Source organism: Streptomyces sp. NPDC054834 (assembly GCF_053611185.1).
Genome location: NZ_JBSGZV010000043.1, coordinates 70,400 through 86,951, shown reverse-complemented (window position 1 = coordinate 86,951; position 16,552 = coordinate 70,400). Strand labels below are relative to the sequence as shown.

Here is a 16,552-nt window from a genome sequence, read left to right as displayed (position 1 = left end):
GGTCCACACGGACCGGGGCTTCGGTGATCTACTGCTCCCCACATCGCCATTTCCGCAGGTCACAAGGGGTGTGCGGAACGGATTTCACATGGCGGCGGCAGTCATGTAATGTTCTTCCTGTCGCCGCGAGCGGGCCGGAAGGGCCGGGAGCGGGGAAAAAACAAAACAAGCACTCGTAGCTTAACGGATAGAGCATCTGACTACGGATCAGAAGGTTGCAGGTTCGAATCCTGCCGAGTGCGCAACAGTTCAGAGGCCCTGTGGAGTGATCCACAGGGCCTCTGGCTTATGCCTTGACGACAGTGTTTGACGGCAACCGCCGGTACGGGAGGGTTGCTTACTCCTGGAAGCTACGGATGACGGTGTCCGGGCCTGGGCTCATCAGCGTCTCGTGCCCGTCCTCGAAACGGACTCGATAGGGCGGCGTCCCGTTCTCCCCGAGCACCTCGATGATCTCTGCGGTGCGATCGTGTTGCCCCACGATCCGGCCATGAACAAGAAGCCTGTCACCAACATTCGCCTGCACGCTGGCACCTTTCTGTCGAGCTGACCTCCTCTGCCCTACCCCGCGAGACGCTGTCTCGGAACGGCAGGCGGTGTCAGTTCGGCCTAACCAGTGACAACGAGGTCGGAGGGCGGACGCGGGGCAGATCAGACGGCTGCGAGGACCCCGGCCGCGCCGTCGTCATCGCCCGGCCCCGGGTCGTCACCCCTCAACGCATCCCCGACGCGGTCGAAGGCCGAGCGCTGGGAGTCGAGCCGTACGAAGGTGCAGATGTCCATGGTCACGCGGATGGAGCTGTGGCCCAGGACCTCCGTGATCATTCGAGCGTCGGCGCCCTGTTCGTGGAGCGCGGACGCACAGGTGTGGCGCGGTCTTCTATTTGGTGGGTCTACGGTTCAGCTCAGGGCCTTACCGACCTCGTAGATCGTGGGCCTGTCTTCGGGCGCTGGGCTGAGCATGGCGTCGATCAGTTCGCCCAGCTCGCCATCCACCTTCACGGGCCGACGCCTGCCGCTTGCCACTGCCTTTCTCTGCTCGGGGCGCGGTGCTCCGTCCGGGTACTCGACGGCCCGCCAGCCCGTGGCGGAGATGAGCAGAGAGGCGCCGAGCGCGTAGATGTCGGCTTCCTGCGTAGGCTCAGCCTCTCCGGTCGCGAGCACGCTGCGCGCGATCTCCGGCGCCTCGTAGTGGACGAGGCAGCCGCGGAACGGGAAGTCGTACCCCTCGGGGACGCGTCCGCCGCGCGCCAAGGCCAGGTCGATGAGGTGCGTTCGCTCTGGCCCGATGATGAAGTGTGCGGGCTGTACGTCGCCGTGGGCCCAGCCCTTGGCGTGCAGTTCGGCCAGCGCCTCTACGCAGCCGAGGGCGGCACTGGTGTGCGGTTCGATGCGAGAGTCCGGTTCACGACAGGGCTTCCACAGCTCGTAGAGGTCGGGCCCTTCACGCCACGGCTGAAAGTTCCAGGTGCCCCGCTCCCATTCGCCGTACGCGAAGTCATCGACGCCGAGGCGGTGCAGCACGGCACCTTCGCGTGCGGGGGCGAGTGCCGTCCAGGGCTGGGTGGGCCAGTCGGCCGTGGCCTCGATCGGGTAACCGACCTTCACGGCGTACCGACCCCTGTGGCTCTCGACCTCCCAGACCATCGAGCCCCGGCGATTGACGACCAGGCGCTGAGTCTTGGGCACGAGTGCGTCGAGCACGACGACCGGCAGTTCAGGGGGTGTCCCGGACAACGTCTGTTCTCCTTTCCGGCAACGCGGCCGACCTCGCATCGAGGCCGGCCGCGTCGCTGGTGTCATGTCGCTACTCCTGACCGTACGGACGGCCGCAGTCCGAGTCGCACTGCGCGAGGTTCGTGCCGTCCACGGTCCACAGGTCGTCGAAGACCATGAACCCGGCCGCCTTCATCGCGTGCGCGGAGGTGGCGACCTTCTTCGCGTCACGGGGTCCGCCGCCCGGCAATGGTTGTGGTGGAGGAAGCGGCCCGCGTACCGGTCGCAGAGAGCGGCGTACTCCTTCGTGTGCAGAATGAGCGCGTGCAGACCGAGGTCCACGTCGTCCGACGGGACCATGGGGACGGTGGCGGTCGCAGCGGTGACCACGAAGGCCACCGCCTGGTCCGCGATCCGTTCGGCACGCTCGCGGGACTGCCCGTTGTGGACGATCACGAAGTGGGTGAGGCTGTCGAACAGTTCCTCACCAGCCACCGCGCGACCGGTCCTCTGGTCGTTGGCCGTTGCCGTCATGCGGATACTCCTTGAGTGTCGCTGTGCTCTGGCCGTGCCATGACTAGGCCGGTCGGCTGACGGGTCCGCGTCCGCTCAGCACTCCCCGCCGCCGGACCCGCCCTTGTTCAGTTTCTCGAGGTACTCGTGGGCGAGTGCGGTGGCGCGGGTGAACCAGTCGTTGACGACGGCGAGTTCGTCGGGTGAGTAGTCGGCGAAGAGGGCGTTGAGGCGGGCGTAGTGGCCCGCGTACACGGCTGTGACCCGCTCGACCGCCTCGGGGAGGGCGGCCACGCGGACGCGGCGGCGGTCGCTGGGGTCGGGGCGGCGGGTGACGTAGCCGGCGCGTTCCAGGCGGTTGAGGATGCCGGTGACCGCGCCGGTGGTGACGTGGGCGCGGGCCGCCAGGTCACCGGCCGTGAGCAGGTCGTCGCCGGCCTCCAGGACGAAGGCGAAGCAGGTCAAGTCGGTGACGTTCAGGCCCAGCCGCCGGGCCAGTTCCTGCTGTCCGATCAGGTGGGCCGCGATGAGGTGGTCCATCGCGGACAGCGCCTGGGCCGGGGTGGCGGGTGGGCGAGGCGTGCCGGGCATCTTTCAGTTTCCCTTAGCTCGTGAGAGATTTAGTTGCTAAGTTTCTTACGTCGTGAGGGATTGCCGGGTCTCCAGTGCCCTCCACGTCCTGGCTGATTCTGCTGCCTACGCATGCCCTGGGAGAGGGAGGCGGGTACATGAGCGCACATCTGTACGACGAGGGTCACACGGTCGCCGGCTGGACCGGCTTCGGCATCGCGACCGCCGGGAGCGGGCTGGCGGGGCTGGGGGTGTGCACGGGCTCGGTCGCCGCCTTGGGTGGGGGGCTGGCGGTCGTAGTCCTCGGTGTCCTCGTCACCTGGGGGCTGCACCTCTCCGGCTGGGGCAAGCCGCCCGGGCGGCGGCCCAGGGAGCAGTGGGGGATGCGGGTGCGTGATCCGCTGGCGCGGGAGGGGCACGCCGGGTGCGTGGGGTGTCGGCTGGCGGGGCGGGGGCGGCGGCGTGCGGCGGTCGTGGTGCCGGACGGGGTGGGCGGCGAGTTGGCAGAATCGGTACCTCTGTCACCTTTCGAGTGAACGTACCTCCTGCGAACGGGAGTTGGCTGTATGTGCTCATGGCTTCCGGTGTGGAGGTGATGCTCGATGTACGAGCAGAACGACATGCCGCCGAAGCAGTCGGCAGGATGGAAGCCGGACGCGATCGAGATCAGTGACTTCGTCTACGCGGCAACAGGAGCACGAGTACGCAGGCTGACCTTGCCCGACGGCACGCACTGGTTTCCCGCCGTGGACGTGTGCAAGCACCTGGGTTACGCACACGTGGGCTCGGCTCTGCGGAACGTCGCCGACTCGGTCAACTTCGGAAGTGCTGAGAGTGTGCTTCAGAGGCACACTCTCAGCGTTCCCGCAGGTCGAGAGTGGCGACGAGATATGAATCTGGTCAATCTCCAAGGACTGATCAGACTGGTCAACGGCTGCACCAAACCGGAATCCCTGCCGTTCAAGGCATGGGTCGCCGAGGTCATCGTCACCATCCAGCGCGACGGCTCCTCTGATGTCGTTCCTGTTCGCGGTCAACCGCCGTCGCGGGGTCTACCGCAGAGTTTTGGCGTCCACCGCATGAGCCCCGAGCTTGACCGCACCCGTCCTGTCTGGCGGCAGGTAGCCGCAACAAACCACTACTGCGCAGAAGGCGCTCGCCCATCTCAAGTCGCCGGGACTCATCCGGGCCGAGGTCGGACCGGGGTCGTTCGTCGCCGAGAGCCCTGAAATGACCGTCGCTTACGAGAAGGCGTAGGCAGGATGGCCCAGGGCGGACATGTGCGCCCTGGCGAGCACGCTGCGCGCTCCGGCGTTTCTGCTGGGCCCTCCCCGGTTTGGCAGCAATCCGGCTCCCCTACCTCAGCATCCCCTCAGATCACTTGCGACAGCGCGACGGTGCATTTGATGATCATCTCGTTCAACGCGTGTCTCCCACCCGACCAAGGGAGGCGCCGCGTTTGATCCAGCCTGACCAGCTGGATGCAGGAAACAAGAGGGGAACACGTGAAGATCAGGAAGCTGACCGCTGCCACCGCTGTGCTGACCGCAGCTGCCATCCTCGGCACAGGTCTCAGCCAAGTCGCTGCCGCCGCCGACAACGACACCACGGCCCGTCCGGCGGTCGTCGCCGTGGACCAGCCCATGACCGCTGCGGAGGAGCTGAAGACCGCTGACGGACAGAAGTTCCTCGACGCGCTGAAGGTGCTCGACGAGATGCCCGACAGTGTGGTCCAGCAGGGTGACGCTGCGGTGCAGGCGTATATCGACGAGCATCTTGCCGATGTGAAGTCCGGTGTAGTGGCCTTCGGTTGGTGGCAGACTGCCAAGTGCGTGGCGTCCATCACAGCCGCGGTCGCAGGTGGCGCGGTGCCGGTCGCGAAGATCCTCAAGCTGAGGGCGTTCATCAAGAAGGTCGGCTCCGTCAGGGAAGCCGCCTATCTCCTCATCCGCATCGCGAAGGGCGAGGAGAAGATCAGTGAACTGGGCGCCACGCTTGGTGGCCTTGCTTCGGTGATACTCGGGATCGACGGCATCAAGAAGAACTGCCGCTGAAGGGAGGGGTTGGCGCATCATGGCGAGCAGCAAGACACGCACGACTGCGTTGATCACACCCGTGGAGCGCGCGGCCCAGGACGAGGCGATGACGCTGGCCGATGAGGGGCGCACCGCCAAGGCCATCCGCCGGTTGCGCAAGAATTCCGGCCTTGGGCTGGACACGGCTTCTGTGGCCCTGGACCTGATCATCCAGGGCCGGTCCTTGCCCACCACATACGTGGAGGCGCTGGATGCTCTGCGGCAGCTCGACGCCCCTCTGGTCGCTGAGATGACGGACCTGCTCACCAGCGGCCACCGCGACTCCGCGATCAAGCTACTCAGGGAGCGAACCGACGTCGACCTCGCTGGGGGCTACCACCTTGTGACGGAACTGAGTACCCGACTCGATCCGCAGTAGATCCGAGTGGCAGGTTGTCTCGGGCGGGGCTCCCGCCCAACGTACTGCCCACCATGGATCAGAAGCTTGCAGGTTCGAATCCCTGCCTAAGTCGCGGCTTCGGGCCTTTGCGTACGGTACTGCCTTCCGACCGCCGTGGGGGCGTTGTCAGTGGGTCGTCCTACTCTCAAGGGTGATGGCACAGGCGTGGAGATGCTCGGGGCTGCGGTGGTCGGCGGACGGTCCCGTCCTGGTGTGGGACGGCGGGCGGAGCAGCGCGTTGCCGTGGGGGAAGCGGGTGGCATTCGGGGTCGCGGAAGGGGGAGTGCGGACGTGTGTGGGGGCGCGCGGGCACCCCTGCCCGGTGCGGGCGGCGGTGCCGGGGCGGAGTACGGGGGCGCGGTGCGAGGAGTGTGCGCGGCTGGACCGGGCGTACTCCGTGGCGGCGGACACGATCGCGGACGATCCCCGGCCCTACCGCGTATATCTGGCGTGGTTCGGGCCCGGCATGGTCAAGGTGGGGATCACCGCGGCCGAGCGGGGCTCGGCGCGGCTGCTTGAGCAGGGGGCCGTCTGCTTCAGCTGGCTCGGCACGGGTCCGCTGATGGCCGCGCGGCGCACCGAGGAGTTGCTGCGCGCCGCGCTCGGGGTGCCGGACCGGATCCCGTACGCCGAGAAGCGGGCGGTGCGGACCGCGTTGCCCGCGTCGGCGGAGGAGCGGGCGGCGGAAATCGGGGAGCTGCATGCACGGGCCGTGGCGCTGGCCGGCTGGCCGGACTCGCTCACCCGGGCGCCGTACCAACCCGTCGATCACATGGGCGTGTTCGGGCTGGACCGGCTGCCGCCCGCCGCCCTGGCGGTGACCGAGCTGGTCGCCGGCGGCTCGGTGAACGGTGAGCTCGTGGCGGCCGCCGGGCCGGATCTGCATCTGGCGACCGGGGACGGGGTCGCGGTACTCGACACGCGGCTGGTGACCGGGTGGGAGCTGGTGCGCGTCGGCTCCGGTGAACTGACCGTGCCGACCCGGCAGTGTGTGAGAGCGAGGGGGACGCAGGACGAGCTGTTCTGATGGGGCGCTGACAGGAACTGGAAAGTCTGTTCACAGGTGACACAGATCACGTGCCTAGGTTTGTGCGTGTCAAATGGGCCACAACTGCCGGAAATGGGCCGGGAGTTCGGGCTTCCCTGAGAGGTCCCTGTGTGTTTCTCAGGAAAATCACAGACAAGAGAAAGCGTCTTCTCAGAGGACCCCGACAAGGTGTCCACCATGACCACGACCTCGCCCCAGGGGCGCACCGAACTGCTGAGGCCGGACGGGAGCCCCGTCCGAGTGCTTGTGGTGGACGACGAACTGTCGATCACCGAACTCCTGTCCATGGCCCTTCGCTACGAGGGCTGGCAGATCAGGAGCGCGGGCGACGGGCAGGGGGCCATCCAGACGGCCCGCGAGTTCCGGCCCGACGCCGTCGTCCTGGACATGATGCTCCCCGACATGGACGGGCTGACCGTCCTCGGGCGGCTGCGGCGCGAACTGCCCGACGTGCCGGTGCTGTTCCTGACCGCCAAGGACGCGGTCGAGGACCGTATCGCCGGGCTCACCGCCGGGGGCGACGACTACGTCACCAAGCCGTTCAGCCTCGAAGAGGTCGTGGCCCGTCTGCGCGGGCTCATCCGGCGGTCCGGTGCGGCCGACCGGCGGTCCGACTCCGTGCTCGTCGTCGGGGACCTGACCCTCGACGAGGACAGCCACGAGGTGTCGCGGGCCGGGGACTCCATACACCTCACCGCCACCGAGTTCGAACTCCTGCGCTTCCTCATGCGTAATCCCAGGCGTGTGCTCAGCAAGGCACAGATCCTCGACCGCGTGTGGTCGTACGACTTCGGCGGCCAGGCCAACGTCGTCGAGCTCTACATCTCTTACCTGCGGCGCAAGATCGACGCGGGGCGTGAGCCGATGATCCACACCCGGCGTGGGGCCGGCTATCTGATCAAGCCCGCCGCGTCATGAGCGGGCGACGACGGCCGCGTGCGCAGAAGCGAGCAGGTAAGCCGCGTACCCTGCGGACGCGGCTCGTCGTCTCGACGGTGATGCTGATCGCGGTGGTGTGTGCGGTGATCGGCACGGTGACGACACTCGCGCTGAAGCAGCACCTCGACGATCAGCTGAACGGCAAGGTGCACGATGTCGCCATGCGTGCCGGAGGCGGCCACATGCTGCCGAAGGACCCGAACGCGGCCGACCCGAACGCGAAGGCACCCACCGCCCCCGGGAACCAGGGCGTCGTGCAGAAGGTCGACACCTCGGCAAATGGCAAGGTGAAGAACCTCGTCACCAATGGTCCCACGCAGGCAAAGACCATCGCCGCCTACGTGGAGAACGGCAAGGTCACGAGCGCGGCCATCGCCAAGCCGAAGAACGACAGGGCCGGCTTCTTCCAGAGTATGAACGCCGGCCGTCTCGACGCGGCCCAGCGGGCCGCCCTCAACTCGGTGCCCAAGGACCAGAAGCCGCATTCCGTGGAGATCCCCGGTCTGGGGGGATACCGCGTCGAATACGTCCCGAGCCGCGACAGCAGTGACGAGTACTACGTCGCCCTGCCGACGGACGACGTCGACGGCACCATCAACACCCTGATCCTCGTCGAGGTCAGCATCACCGTCGCCGGCCTCGGCGCCGCCGTCATCGCCGGCTACGTCCTCGTCGGCCTCGCCACCCGCCCCCTCCGCAAGGTCGCCGCCACCGCCACCCGGGTCTCCGAACTCCCGCTCCACACCGGCGAGGTGAACCTCAGCGAGCGCGTGCCCGAGTCCGAGACCGACCCGCACACCGAGGTCGGCCAGGTCGGTGCCGCGCTCAACCGCATGCTCAACCATGTGCACGGCGCGCTGCACGCCCGGCAGCAGAGCGAGATGCGGGTACGGCAGTTCGTCGCCGACGCCAGCCATGAGCTGAGGACGCCGCTCGCCTCCATCCGCGGGTACGCCGAGCTCACGAGACGCGGACGCGAGCAGGTCGGGCCCGACACCCGGCACGCGCTCGGGCGTATCGAATCCGAGGCGGGGCGGATGACCCTCCTCGTCGAGGACCTGCTGCTCCTCGCCCGGCTCGATGCCGGGCGACCGCTCCAGATCGAGCAGACCGACCTGATCCCCCTGGTCGTCGACACGATCAGCGACGCCCGCGCGGCCGGCATGGACCACAACTGGCGGCTCGACCTGCCCGACGAACCGGCGCTGGTGGCGGCGGACGCGGCGCGGATCCAGCAGGTGCTGGTCAACCTGCTGGGCAACGCCCGCAAGCACACCCCGCCCGGTACGACCATCATCGCGCGCGTGCAGCGGCGCGGCCCGTGGATGTGCGTGGACGTCGAGGACAACGGCCAGGGCATCCAGGCCGACCTGCTGCCGCACGTCTTCGAACGGTTCGCGCGAGGTGACGCGGCCCGGTCCAGGGCGACCGGCTCGACCGGTCTGGGCCTCGCCATCGTCCAGGCGGTCGCGACCGCGCACGGCGGTGCGGTGACCGTGGACAGCGTGCCGGGGCAGACGGTGTTCACCGTGCACCTGCCCGCACTGGGCCCGGCCGTGCCGCGACCGGCGCCCGAAACGAACTGGCAATCGCACTCACAGGCACAGCACAGTGCCACCACATCGGTGCAACAGGGGGCTTGACCAGAGTCGTTGTCATGCGAACCGACTCTTCTCCCGGCACCCTGCCGGCGCGGGAGCACCTCCCGGCCGGCGACGCCGGTACGCCTGTCCTGGACGTAGTGATCCCCGTCTACAACGAGGAGAAGGACCTCCAGCCATGTGTGCTCAGACTGCACGAGCACCTCACGCGCACCTTCCCGTACGCGTTCCGCATCACGATCGCGGACAACGCGTCCACGGACACCACCCCCCAGGTGGCGGCGCGGCTGGAGGCGGAGATCGCGGAGGTCACCAACTTCCGCCTGGAGCAGAAGGGCCGGGGCCGCGCCCTGCGGACCGTGTGGTCCGCGTCGGACGCCCCGATCCTCGCCTACATGGACGTCGACCTGTCCACCGACCTCAACGCGCTGCTGCCGCTGGTCGCGCCGCTGATCTCGGGTCACTCCGACCTGGCGATCGGCTCCCGGCTGGCCCGCTCCTCGCGGGTGGTGCGCGGTCCCAAGCGTGAGTTCATCAGCCGCGCCTACAACCTCATCCTGCGCGGCTCGCTCCAGGCCCGCTTCTCGGACGCGCAGTGCGGGTTCAAGGCGATCCGGCGTGATGTGGCCCAGGTGCTGCTGCCGCTCGTCGAGGACACCGGCTGGTTCTTCGACACCGAGATGCTGGTGCTGGCGGAGCGCGCGGGCCTCAGGATCCACGAGGTACCGGTCGACTGGGTCGACGACCCGAACTCGACCGTGCACATCGTGAAGACGGCGACCGACGACCTCAAGGGTGTGTGGCGGGTGGGCAAGGCCCTGGCCACCGGTTCGCTGCCGCTGGACCGGGTCGCCCGGCCGTTCGGCGACGACCCCCGCGACCGTGAGATCAAGGACGTACCGAAGGGGCTGGCCCGCCAGCTGGTCGGGTTCTGCGTGGTCGGCGGTCTGTCGACGCTCTTCTACCTGCTGCTGTACAGCGTCTTCCGGCAGTTCTCCGGCTCGCAGATCGCCAACGCGCTGGCGCTGCTGGTCTCGGCCGTGGCGAACACGGCGGCCAACCGGCGGCTCACCTTCGGGGTGCGCGGCCGGGGCGGGGCCGTCCGGCACCAGGCGCAGGGCCTGGTCGTCTTCGGCATCGGCCTCGCGCTGACCAGCGGTTCGCTCGCCGCCCTGAACGCGGCCACCTCCGACCCCGCGCACTCCACCGAGCTGGCGGTGCTGATCGCCGCGAACCTTGCGGCGACGGTGCTGCGCTTCCTGCTCTTCCGCGCGTGGGTGTTCCCGGACCGCGGCGACTCCGACGAGGAGTCCACGGTCGTGGCCGCGCACCACCCGTCCTCGCCGACCTGCACCACGGCCGCCACCCCGGCGATCCCGCAGCAGGCGGGCCCGTACTCGCCGCTGCCGCAACGCCCGACGGGCCACCAGCCCCGCACGCCGTACGACACGGCATACGGCGGCACGACGTTCGACACGACGAACCAGTTCCGCGCCGGTGAAGCCGCGGACGGCACCTGGAGGGACGCGACGATGCGGCTACAGCCGGTCCGTCCCCACGACACCGACCCGGGGGACGCCCGATGAGCACCCACACCGACCACACGACGTATCCGGGGGGCACCGGCCCCTCCGGCTGGGGCCCGTCCCAGGCAGCCGCTCCCCCGGCCGTCCCCCGAACCGTCCCGCCGGCGCCCGGTTCGAGTGAGCCGCAGCAGCCCTTCGTACGGAGACTGTGGCGCGGCCGGCCCGAGGACCCGCGCTGGGTGCGCCCGGCCTTTCTCGGTCTGCTGGCCGCCACCTTCCTCCTCTACCTGTACAACCTGAGCGCCTCCGGCTACGCCAACTCCTTCTACTCGGCGGCCGTGCAGGCGGGCAGCAGGTCCTGGAAGGCGTTCTTCTCCGGCTCGCTGGACGCGGGCAACGCCATCACCGTCGACAAGCCTCCGGCCTCGCTGTGGCCGATGGCGCTGTCGGTCAGGATCTTCGGCCTCAACTCGTGGGCGATCCTGATCCCCGAGGTCATCATGGGCGTTCTGACGGTCGCCGTGGTGTACGCGGGCGTGCGCCGCCGGTTCAGCCCCGCGTCCGGTCTGATCGCGGGCGCGGTACTCGCGCTCACCCCCGTCGCGGCGCTGATGTTCCGGTTCAACAACCCGGACGCGATGCTGGCGCTGCTGATGGCCCTCGCCTGCTACCTGGTGGTCCGGGCCCTCGAGGACGGCCGTACGAAGTGGCTGGTCTGGGCGGGCGTGGCGATCGGCTTCGCGTTCCTCGCCAAGACCCTGCAGGCCTTCCTGATCCTGCCGCCGCTGGCGATCGTGTACGCGGTGTGCGCGCCGGTGTCGCTGAAGAAGCGGTTCGGGCAGCTGGCCGCGTCGACGCTCGCGCTGGTCGTCTCCGGCGGCTGGTGGGTCGCGATCGTCGAGCTGTGGCCCGCCTCCTCCCGCCCGTACATCGGCGGCTCGCAGAACAACTCCTTCCTGGAGCTGACCTTCGGCTACAACGGCCTCGGCCGACTGAGCGGCGACGAGACCGGCAGCGTCGGCGGCGGCGGTGGCGGCGGCGCGGGCGGCGGCACCGGCATGTGGGGCGAGACCGGCTGGAACCGGATGTTCAACTCCGAGGTCGGCGGCCAGATCTCCTGGCTGCTGCCGGCCGCGCTGATCCTCCTCGTCGCGGGCCTGGTGGCCACCCGGAGGCTGAAGCGGACGTCCGTCACCCGCGGCTCGTTCCTGGTGTGGGGCGGCTCGCTGCTGATCACCATGGTGGTCTTCAGCTACATGGCGGGCATCTTCCACCAGTACTACACGGTGGCCCTCGCCCCCTACATCGCGGCCGTGATCGGCATGGGCGCCGGGCTGCTGTGGGAGAAGCGGCAGGAGATGTGGGCGTCGATCACCCTCGCCGCCTCCGTGGTCGCGGCCGCGGCCTGGGGGTACGTGCTGCTGAACCGCACCTCCGACTACCTGCCCTGGCTGAAGTGGCTGGTGCTGATCGGCGGCCTGGCCGCCGCGCTCGGCCTCGTCTTCGCGGGCCGGGTGAGCCGTCAGCTCGCCCTCGGGGCGGCGGCGGTGGGCTTGGTGGCCGCACTGGCCGGCCCGACCGCGTACACACTCAGCACCCTCCAGGAGGGCCACACCGGTTCCATCGTGACGGCGGGCCCGGCGGGCGCGAGCATGATGGGCGGCGGCCCCGGTGGTGGTGGCATGCGCGGCGGCTTCGGCGGCGGCATGCCGGGTCAGAACCAGCAGGGCCAGCAGAACGGCAACGGGAACGCCCAGGGGCAGGGGCAAGGTCAGGCCCCGGGCCAGCAGGGCAACGGCACCGGCGGTTTCCCCGGCGGCGGTATGCCGGGCCAGAACCAGCAGAACGGCGGCACAACGCAGAACGGCGGCGGCACCACCCAGAACCAGCAGAACGGCGGCGGTTTCCCCGGCGGCGGTCAGATGGGCGAGGGCGGCGGAATGGGCGGCGCCGGCGGCCTGCTCAACGGTGCCAGCGTCAGCTCCGCGGCCAAGAAGCTGCTCGAGACGGACGCCGGCAAGTACACCTGGGTCGCCGCGTCCATCGGCTCCCAGAACGCCGCGAGCTACCAGCTGGCCACCGGTGACCCGGTGATGGCGATCGGCGGCTTCAACGGCACCGACCCGTCGCCGACGCTGGCCCAGTTCAAGAAGTACGTGGCGGAAGGCAAGATCCACTACTTCATCTCCGGCGGCGGCATGGGCGGCGGCGGCAACAGCGGTACGTCGTCGCAGATCACCTCGTGGGTGCAGAGCAATTTCAAGAAGGTGACGGCCGGTTCGGCCACCTTCTACGACCTCACGCAGAAGACCGGCAGCTGACGGTAGCCACGACGGTCGTCACGAAGATCGGTACGCGGGTGGAGGAAAGACCTCCCGGAGCGCCGCTCCGGGAGGCGGCCCGAGCCAGGAATCCCCTCCTCCCATTTCAGGGAGGGGAGCAGTCAACTTCGCCCTCGACCTGCTGGTGGCCGGCATCGAGGCGATGGCCATCCGCGGCTGACCGATTCCACGGGGCGCCCCGGACTACTCCTCGGCCACCAGCCGCGCCGGGAAGCCCCCGGTGGCCACCGGGCCCCAGCGCTCAGGCGTGATGCGGATGATGGACTTGCCCTGCTTCAGCATCGCCTGTCGGTACTCGTCCCAGTCCGGGTGTTCGCCGGCGATGTTGCGGTAGTACTCGACCAGGGGCTCGATGGAGTCGGGGGTGTCGATGACCTCGGCCGTGCCGTCGACCTGGACCCACGGTCCGTTCCAGTCGTCGCTGAGCACGATGACGCTGACGCGAGGGTCCCGCTTGGCGTTGCGGGTCTTGGCGCGCTCGGGGTACGTGGAGACCACGATCCGGCCCGAGTCGTCGACCCCGCAGGTCAGCGGCGACCCCTGGGGCCCGCCGTCGGCCCGCCGGGTCAGCAGGATGGCGTGGTGGCGGGGGCGTACGAAGTCCAGCAGGTCGTCGAGGGACACGGCGGTGTTGGTCGCGATGTTCGGTGCCATGCGGCCCAGCGTAGGCCGCGGGCACCGCGATCACGGGAACCGGGCGGTAAGCGCATCCATCAGGTCGTCGTACACCGGGACGTCCCGGCGTACGCCGGTCAGTTCCAGTACGCGGCCGGGGAGTTCCCAGGGGTGGGCGACCACGCGTACCTCGGTGTGCGGGCGCAGCCGGCGGCGTATGTCGTGGATCAGGCGGGCGCCCTGGGAGTCGAGGAAGGCGGTGCGTGTGAGGTCCAGGACGAGCACGCGCAGCCGGTCGGCGCGGGCGTGGCTGACGGAGAGGACGTGACCGAGCAGGGCGTCGGCGTTGCTCAGGTCGATTTCCGGGGGAAGCGTGATCAGCGTGCGCCCGGGCAGGCCGCGCGGGTCGCGGGGAGTCGGGAGGAGGGTCACGGCACTCACCTGACGGCAGACGGTCGTCCGCATTCATGACGGAATGGAACCCGGCCGCTTCCTGACCCGCGGCCCATTCCACCACGCCCCGTCCGGGCAGGGAAGCGTGCCTCCGTTGGACCGTCGGGCGAAGGTCACCTTGCCGCAACGGAGCAGCTAGAGTGCTTTACGTCCTGTGCTCGCAGTCGGGAATGTGCTGCGGAGCTCTCCTGCGCATGGCCGTGTGGCCGTGCATGCCGAAGAGGTTCGTGGTGGCTACGTCCGACTTTTCCGATGTGCCCGGTTTGCCGGTTGGCTTCGAGCTGGCCGAGGCGCTCACGGTGGCGGCGCAGCAACTGCACGAGACCACCACCCCGCACGGCACCCTGCGCACCGCGGTCAACCTGGCGGTGCACCTGCTGCCCGGCGCCGAGCACGCCGGGATCTCCGAGATCCAGCGCGGCGAACTGCGCCGGACGATCGCCTGGACCGACGAGGTCGTGCGCTCCGCCGAATCCCCGAACGGCGACGGGAGCGCCCGCCACTGGGAGCAGTTGTGGAACGCGCCGGTGGCGCGGATAGAGGACAGCGGGAGCGACGGCGCCGGTCGGCTGCTGTCCGACCTGGGCCTGCGCTCGGTGCTCTCCCTGCGGTTGCGTGCCGACCGCCGCCGGCTCACCGTGCTGACCGCCTACTCCCGCAAGCCCCGCGCCTTCGACGAGGCCTCCACCCGGGTCGGCCGGCTGTTCACCGCCCATGTCAGCCTGGCCCTCCAGTCGGTGACCGTCCGCGAGCAGCTCACCGAGGCCATGCGCACCCGGGACCTGATCGGCCAGGCCACCGGCATCCTCATGGAACGCCTCGACATCGACGCGGCGGAGGCCTTCGACAGCCTGGTCCGCACCTCCCAGCGCGAGAACATCAAGCTCCGCGATCTGGCCCGCCGCATCGTGGGCGGCACGGAAAGGGCTTGAGGGCGCCGGTCCCGGGATATCCGGTATTGCATGAACTCTGAGACCCCCGACACGCTGGACCGGGCGATGGTGCGCAGCGATGGTCTCGACACGCTGCTGCGCGATCTGGCCGACCGGGCCGTGCACGAGGTGCCCGGCGCGGTGGCGTGCAGTGTGACCGTGCGCCGCGGCGACCGGCTGCTCACCCTGGCGGGCAGCGGCGGCATGCCCGGCGGGCTGGACCAGCGGCAGTACGAGAACGGCTCGGGCCCGTGCGTGGACGCGGCCGCCTCCGGGCGGGAGCGGTACGCGGGGGATCTGGCCCGGGAGACGCGCTGGCCGGAGTACCGGAGTTACGCGCTCTCCGTCGGCATCCGCAGTGTGCTGGCGCTGCCGCTCGACGTCGTGGGAGAGACGGGCGCCGCCCTCAACCTCTACGCCGCCGAGCCCGGTGTGCTGGACTCCTGCCGGGAGCAGGCCCGGAACTTCGCGGCGCGGGCCGCGGACGCGGTCAACGTGGCCCTGCACATCGAGCGCGAGCACCAGTCCGCCGCCGACGTGCGCGTCGCCCTGCTCTCCCGCAGCGTCATCGACCAGGCCATCGGCATCCTGATGGCCCGTGAGCGCGTCGACGCCCAGAACGCCCTGGCGCGGCTGCGCCGTGTCTCCCAGGACCGCAACGTCAAACTCCGCGACCTGTGCACCGACCTGGTCACCCGGGTCGGCGGCACCCAACCGCCTGCGGCCGACCGCTAGCGACCCGTCCGACGCGAGCCATGGGCCGTCGCGGTTCGCCGGATGAGCGGGAGCCCGCCACGGGTCCGCGTGCCGCCTTGCCCGGATGTGGGTGGCCGGGTCGGTGGTGGCATCTCGCCGCCTCGGCCGGGCGAGCGGTAGCGGGCCGGGTGGGGTGGGGTGGGGTGGGGTTAGCCGGCCTCAGCCGAGCGGGAGCGTCTCGCCCTGGACCGCCTGGATGTCCAGTTCCACCTTGAGCGTGGTGCCGATGGCCGCGATGCCCGCCTGGAGGACCTGGTTGTAGTTCATGGCGAAGTCCTCGCGGTGCAGTTCCGCCGTCGCCCGGAAGGCCGCCCGGGTGCCGCCCCACGGGTCGGCGCCGGTGCCGAGGTAGGCGAGGTCGAGGTCGACCGGGCGGACGATGCCGTGCATGGACAACTCGCCGTGCACGGTCCAGCGGTCGGAGCCGGCCGCCCGCAGGGCGGTGCTCCGGTAGGTGATCTCGGGGTGGCGCTCGACGTCCAGGAAGTCCGCGGAGCGCAGGTGGGTGTCGCGCATGCCGTTGCCGGTGTCGATCGAGGCGGCCCGGATGACGGCCTCGACGCGGGACTTGGTGACGTCGTCGGGCGCGATCTCGATCGCGCCGGTGAAGTCCGTGAAGCGGCCGTGCACGCTGGAGATCCCCAGGTGCTGGGCGACGGCGCCCACCGAGGAGTGCGCCGGGTCGACGGTCCACGGGCCGGGCGGGGGCAGCTCGGTGCCGCCCTGCCGGGCCAGCGTCACCGTCCCGACCTCGGCTCGTCCGCTGGCGGTGACGAGCGCGCTGGCGGCGGCGGGCGCGTACCCGACGGCCGTGACGATCACCGTGTACGCCCCCGGCGCCAGCTCGGTGGCATCCCGCACCGCGCCCTCGGTGTCGGCCTCGGCGCGCAGCACCTGCGTGCCCGTCATGTCGGTCACCGTGACGACCGCGTGCGACACGGCCCATCCGTCCCGGGTGCGGATCCTCGCGGTCAGTCCCATCCCGTTGTCTCCCTGAAAAGCCTTGTGAATTGCGCGTCATGAGACCGGCCCGTGGCGAGCGCGTCCTTGTGGGTGCGCCTGCCAC

At 69.7% G+C, this 16,552-nt stretch carries 16 protein-coding genes, 1 tRNA gene and 3 pseudogenes; 12 read left to right on the top strand and 8 right to left on the bottom strand.

Translation table 11 applies throughout. The annotated features are described in order from the left end of the window. Positions 1 to 169 precede the first annotated feature (169 nt). Positions 170 to 242, top strand: a tRNA-Arg gene (locus ACWGJM_RS38410). A 95-nt stretch (positions 243 to 337) separates the two neighbouring features. On the opposite strand, the gene ACWGJM_RS38405 is transcribed toward ACWGJM_RS38410, so the two are convergent. The 5 genes and pseudogenes from ACWGJM_RS38405 to ACWGJM_RS38385 all read right to left on the bottom strand — a co-directional run bounded on the left by ACWGJM_RS38405 (position 338) and on the right by ACWGJM_RS38385 (position 2,820). Continuing rightward, positions 338 to 526: a DUF1918 domain-containing protein gene (locus tag ACWGJM_RS38405; RefSeq protein WP_453309071.1), complete on the bottom strand. Its 189-nt coding sequence runs from the start codon at positions 524 to 526 to the stop codon at positions 338 to 340. Between the two features lie 125 nt (positions 527 to 651). Beyond that, positions 652 to 861: pseudogene (locus ACWGJM_RS38400) on the bottom strand (site-specific integrase); the annotation flags it as partial. A 39-nt stretch (positions 862 to 900) separates the two neighbouring features. Next, complete coding sequence (locus ACWGJM_RS38395) at positions 901 to 1,737, bottom strand: protein kinase (RefSeq protein WP_453416375.1); 837 nt, start codon at positions 1,735 to 1,737, stop codon at positions 901 to 903. Between the two features lie 70 nt (positions 1,738 to 1,807). Continuing rightward, positions 1,808 to 2,250, bottom strand: a pseudogene (locus tag ACWGJM_RS38390) (glycine-rich domain-containing protein). A 75-nt stretch (positions 2,251 to 2,325) separates the two neighbouring features. After that, a complete protein-coding gene (locus ACWGJM_RS38385) occupies positions 2,326 to 2,820 on the bottom strand; it encodes a MarR family winged helix-turn-helix transcriptional regulator (RefSeq protein ID WP_453416374.1) in 495 nt (164 codons plus the stop codon). Positions 2,821 to 2,957: 137 nt separating this feature from the next. Between ACWGJM_RS38385 and ACWGJM_RS38380 the strand changes: the two genes are divergently transcribed. The 9 genes and pseudogenes from ACWGJM_RS38380 to ACWGJM_RS38340 all read left to right on the top strand — a co-directional run bounded on the left by ACWGJM_RS38380 (position 2,958) and on the right by ACWGJM_RS38340 (position 12,709). Continuing rightward, positions 2,958 to 3,335, top strand: coding sequence for an HGxxPAAW family protein (locus ACWGJM_RS38380; RefSeq protein WP_453416373.1), 378 nt, complete (start codon positions 2,958 to 2,960; stop codon positions 3,333 to 3,335). 66 nt (positions 3,336 to 3,401) lie between these two features. Next, a pseudogene (locus tag ACWGJM_RS38375) lies at positions 3,402 to 3,810 on the top strand (BRO-N domain-containing protein); the annotation flags it as partial. 494 nt (positions 3,811 to 4,304) lie between these two features. Next, positions 4,305 to 4,853 carry a hypothetical protein gene (locus ACWGJM_RS38370; RefSeq protein WP_453416372.1) on the top strand — a complete coding sequence of 183 codons (549 nt, stop codon included), beginning with the start codon at positions 4,305 to 4,307 and terminating at the stop codon, positions 4,851 to 4,853. A gap of 19 nt (positions 4,854 to 4,872) precedes the next feature. After that, on the top strand, positions 4,873 to 5,253 hold the full coding sequence (locus tag ACWGJM_RS38365; protein ID WP_453416371.1) for a hypothetical protein: 381 nt from the start codon (positions 4,873 to 4,875) through the stop codon (positions 5,251 to 5,253). A 175-nt stretch (positions 5,254 to 5,428) separates the two neighbouring features. Then, positions 5,429 to 6,301 (top strand): DUF2797 domain-containing protein, encoded by an 873-nt coding sequence (locus ACWGJM_RS38360; protein ID WP_453416370.1) that lies wholly within the window; start codon positions 5,429 to 5,431, stop codon positions 6,299 to 6,301. Between the two features lie 198 nt (positions 6,302 to 6,499). Beyond that, positions 6,500 to 7,240, top strand: a complete 741-nt coding sequence (locus ACWGJM_RS38355; RefSeq protein ID WP_165955629.1) for a response regulator transcription factor — start codon at positions 6,500 to 6,502, stop codon at positions 7,238 to 7,240. Beyond that, positions 7,237 to 8,904 (top strand): HAMP domain-containing sensor histidine kinase, encoded by a 1,668-nt coding sequence (locus ACWGJM_RS38350; protein ID WP_453416369.1) that lies wholly within the window; start codon positions 7,237 to 7,239, stop codon positions 8,902 to 8,904. Before ACWGJM_RS38355 ends, ACWGJM_RS38350 begins: the two co-directional genes overlap by 4 nt. Before the next feature lie 14 nt (positions 8,905 to 8,918). After that, positions 8,919 to 10,448, top strand: coding sequence for a glycosyltransferase (locus ACWGJM_RS38345; protein WP_453416368.1), 1,530 nt, complete (start codon positions 8,919 to 8,921; stop codon positions 10,446 to 10,448). Beyond that, positions 10,445 to 12,709, top strand: a complete 2,265-nt coding sequence (locus ACWGJM_RS38340) for an ArnT family glycosyltransferase (RefSeq protein WP_453416367.1) — start codon at positions 10,445 to 10,447, stop codon at positions 12,707 to 12,709. The genes ACWGJM_RS38345 and ACWGJM_RS38340 overlap by 4 nt, the downstream gene beginning before the upstream one ends. 204 nt (positions 12,710 to 12,913) lie before the next feature. Here ACWGJM_RS38340 and ACWGJM_RS38335 read toward each other — a convergent pair whose 3' ends face one another. Further along, the gene (locus tag ACWGJM_RS38335) at positions 12,914 to 13,384 is read right to left on the bottom strand and encodes a PPOX class F420-dependent oxidoreductase (protein ID WP_453416366.1); all 471 of its coding nucleotides are present in this window, start codon (positions 13,382 to 13,384) and stop codon (positions 12,914 to 12,916) included. 30 nt (positions 13,385 to 13,414) lie between these two features. Next, positions 13,415 to 13,777, bottom strand: a complete 363-nt coding sequence (locus tag ACWGJM_RS38330; RefSeq protein ID WP_453416365.1) for an STAS domain-containing protein — start codon at positions 13,775 to 13,777, stop codon at positions 13,415 to 13,417. A 233-nt stretch (positions 13,778 to 14,010) separates the two neighbouring features. On the opposite strand from ACWGJM_RS38330, the gene ACWGJM_RS38325 reads away from it, so the two are divergent. Both ACWGJM_RS38325 and ACWGJM_RS38320 read left to right on the top strand, forming a co-directional pair. Further along, the gene (locus ACWGJM_RS38325; protein ID WP_453416384.1) at positions 14,011 to 14,730 is read left to right on the top strand and encodes an ANTAR domain-containing protein; all 720 of its coding nucleotides are present in this window, start codon (positions 14,011 to 14,013) and stop codon (positions 14,728 to 14,730) included. A 30-nt stretch (positions 14,731 to 14,760) separates the two neighbouring features. Next, a complete protein-coding gene (locus tag ACWGJM_RS38320) occupies positions 14,761 to 15,465 on the top strand; it encodes a GAF and ANTAR domain-containing protein (protein ID WP_453416364.1) in 705 nt (234 codons plus the stop codon). A gap of 180 nt (positions 15,466 to 15,645) precedes the next feature. Here ACWGJM_RS38320 and ACWGJM_RS38315 read toward each other — a convergent pair whose 3' ends face one another. Next, positions 15,646 to 16,467 carry a YceI family protein gene (locus ACWGJM_RS38315; protein ID WP_453416363.1) on the bottom strand — a complete coding sequence of 274 codons (822 nt, stop codon included), beginning with the start codon at positions 16,465 to 16,467 and terminating at the stop codon, positions 15,646 to 15,648. Between the last annotated feature and the right edge of the window lie 85 nt (positions 16,468 to 16,552).

Coding starts and splice junctions, on each gene's coding strand:
- ACWGJM_RS38385 (WP_453416374.1), bottom strand. CDS start 2,820: ATGCCCGGCACGCCTCGCCCACCCGCCACCCCGGCCCAGGCGCTGTCC.
- ACWGJM_RS38380 (WP_453416373.1), top strand. CDS start 2,958: ATGAGCGCACATCTGTACGACGAGGGTCACACGGTCGCCGGCTGGACC.
- ACWGJM_RS38365 (WP_453416371.1), top strand. CDS start 4,873: ATGGCGAGCAGCAAGACACGCACGACTGCGTTGATCACACCCGTGGAG.
- ACWGJM_RS38360 (WP_453416370.1), top strand. CDS start 5,429: ATGGCACAGGCGTGGAGATGCTCGGGGCTGCGGTGGTCGGCGGACGGT.
- ACWGJM_RS38355 (WP_165955629.1), top strand. CDS start 6,500: ATGACCACGACCTCGCCCCAGGGGCGCACCGAACTGCTGAGGCCGGAC.
- ACWGJM_RS38350 (WP_453416369.1), top strand. CDS start 7,237: ATGAGCGGGCGACGACGGCCGCGTGCGCAGAAGCGAGCAGGTAAGCCG.
- ACWGJM_RS38345 (WP_453416368.1), top strand. CDS start 8,919: ATGCGAACCGACTCTTCTCCCGGCACCCTGCCGGCGCGGGAGCACCTC.
- ACWGJM_RS38340 (WP_453416367.1), top strand. CDS start 10,445: ATGAGCACCCACACCGACCACACGACGTATCCGGGGGGCACCGGCCCC.
- ACWGJM_RS38335 (WP_453416366.1), bottom strand. CDS start 13,384: ATGGCACCGAACATCGCGACCAACACCGCCGTGTCCCTCGACGACCTG.
- ACWGJM_RS38325 (WP_453416384.1), top strand. CDS start 14,011: ATGCCGAAGAGGTTCGTGGTGGCTACGTCCGACTTTTCCGATGTGCCC.
- ACWGJM_RS38320 (WP_453416364.1), top strand. CDS start 14,761: ATGAACTCTGAGACCCCCGACACGCTGGACCGGGCGATGGTGCGCAGC.
- ACWGJM_RS38315 (WP_453416363.1), bottom strand. CDS start 16,467: ATGGGACTGACCGCGAGGATCCGCACCCGGGACGGATGGGCCGTGTCG.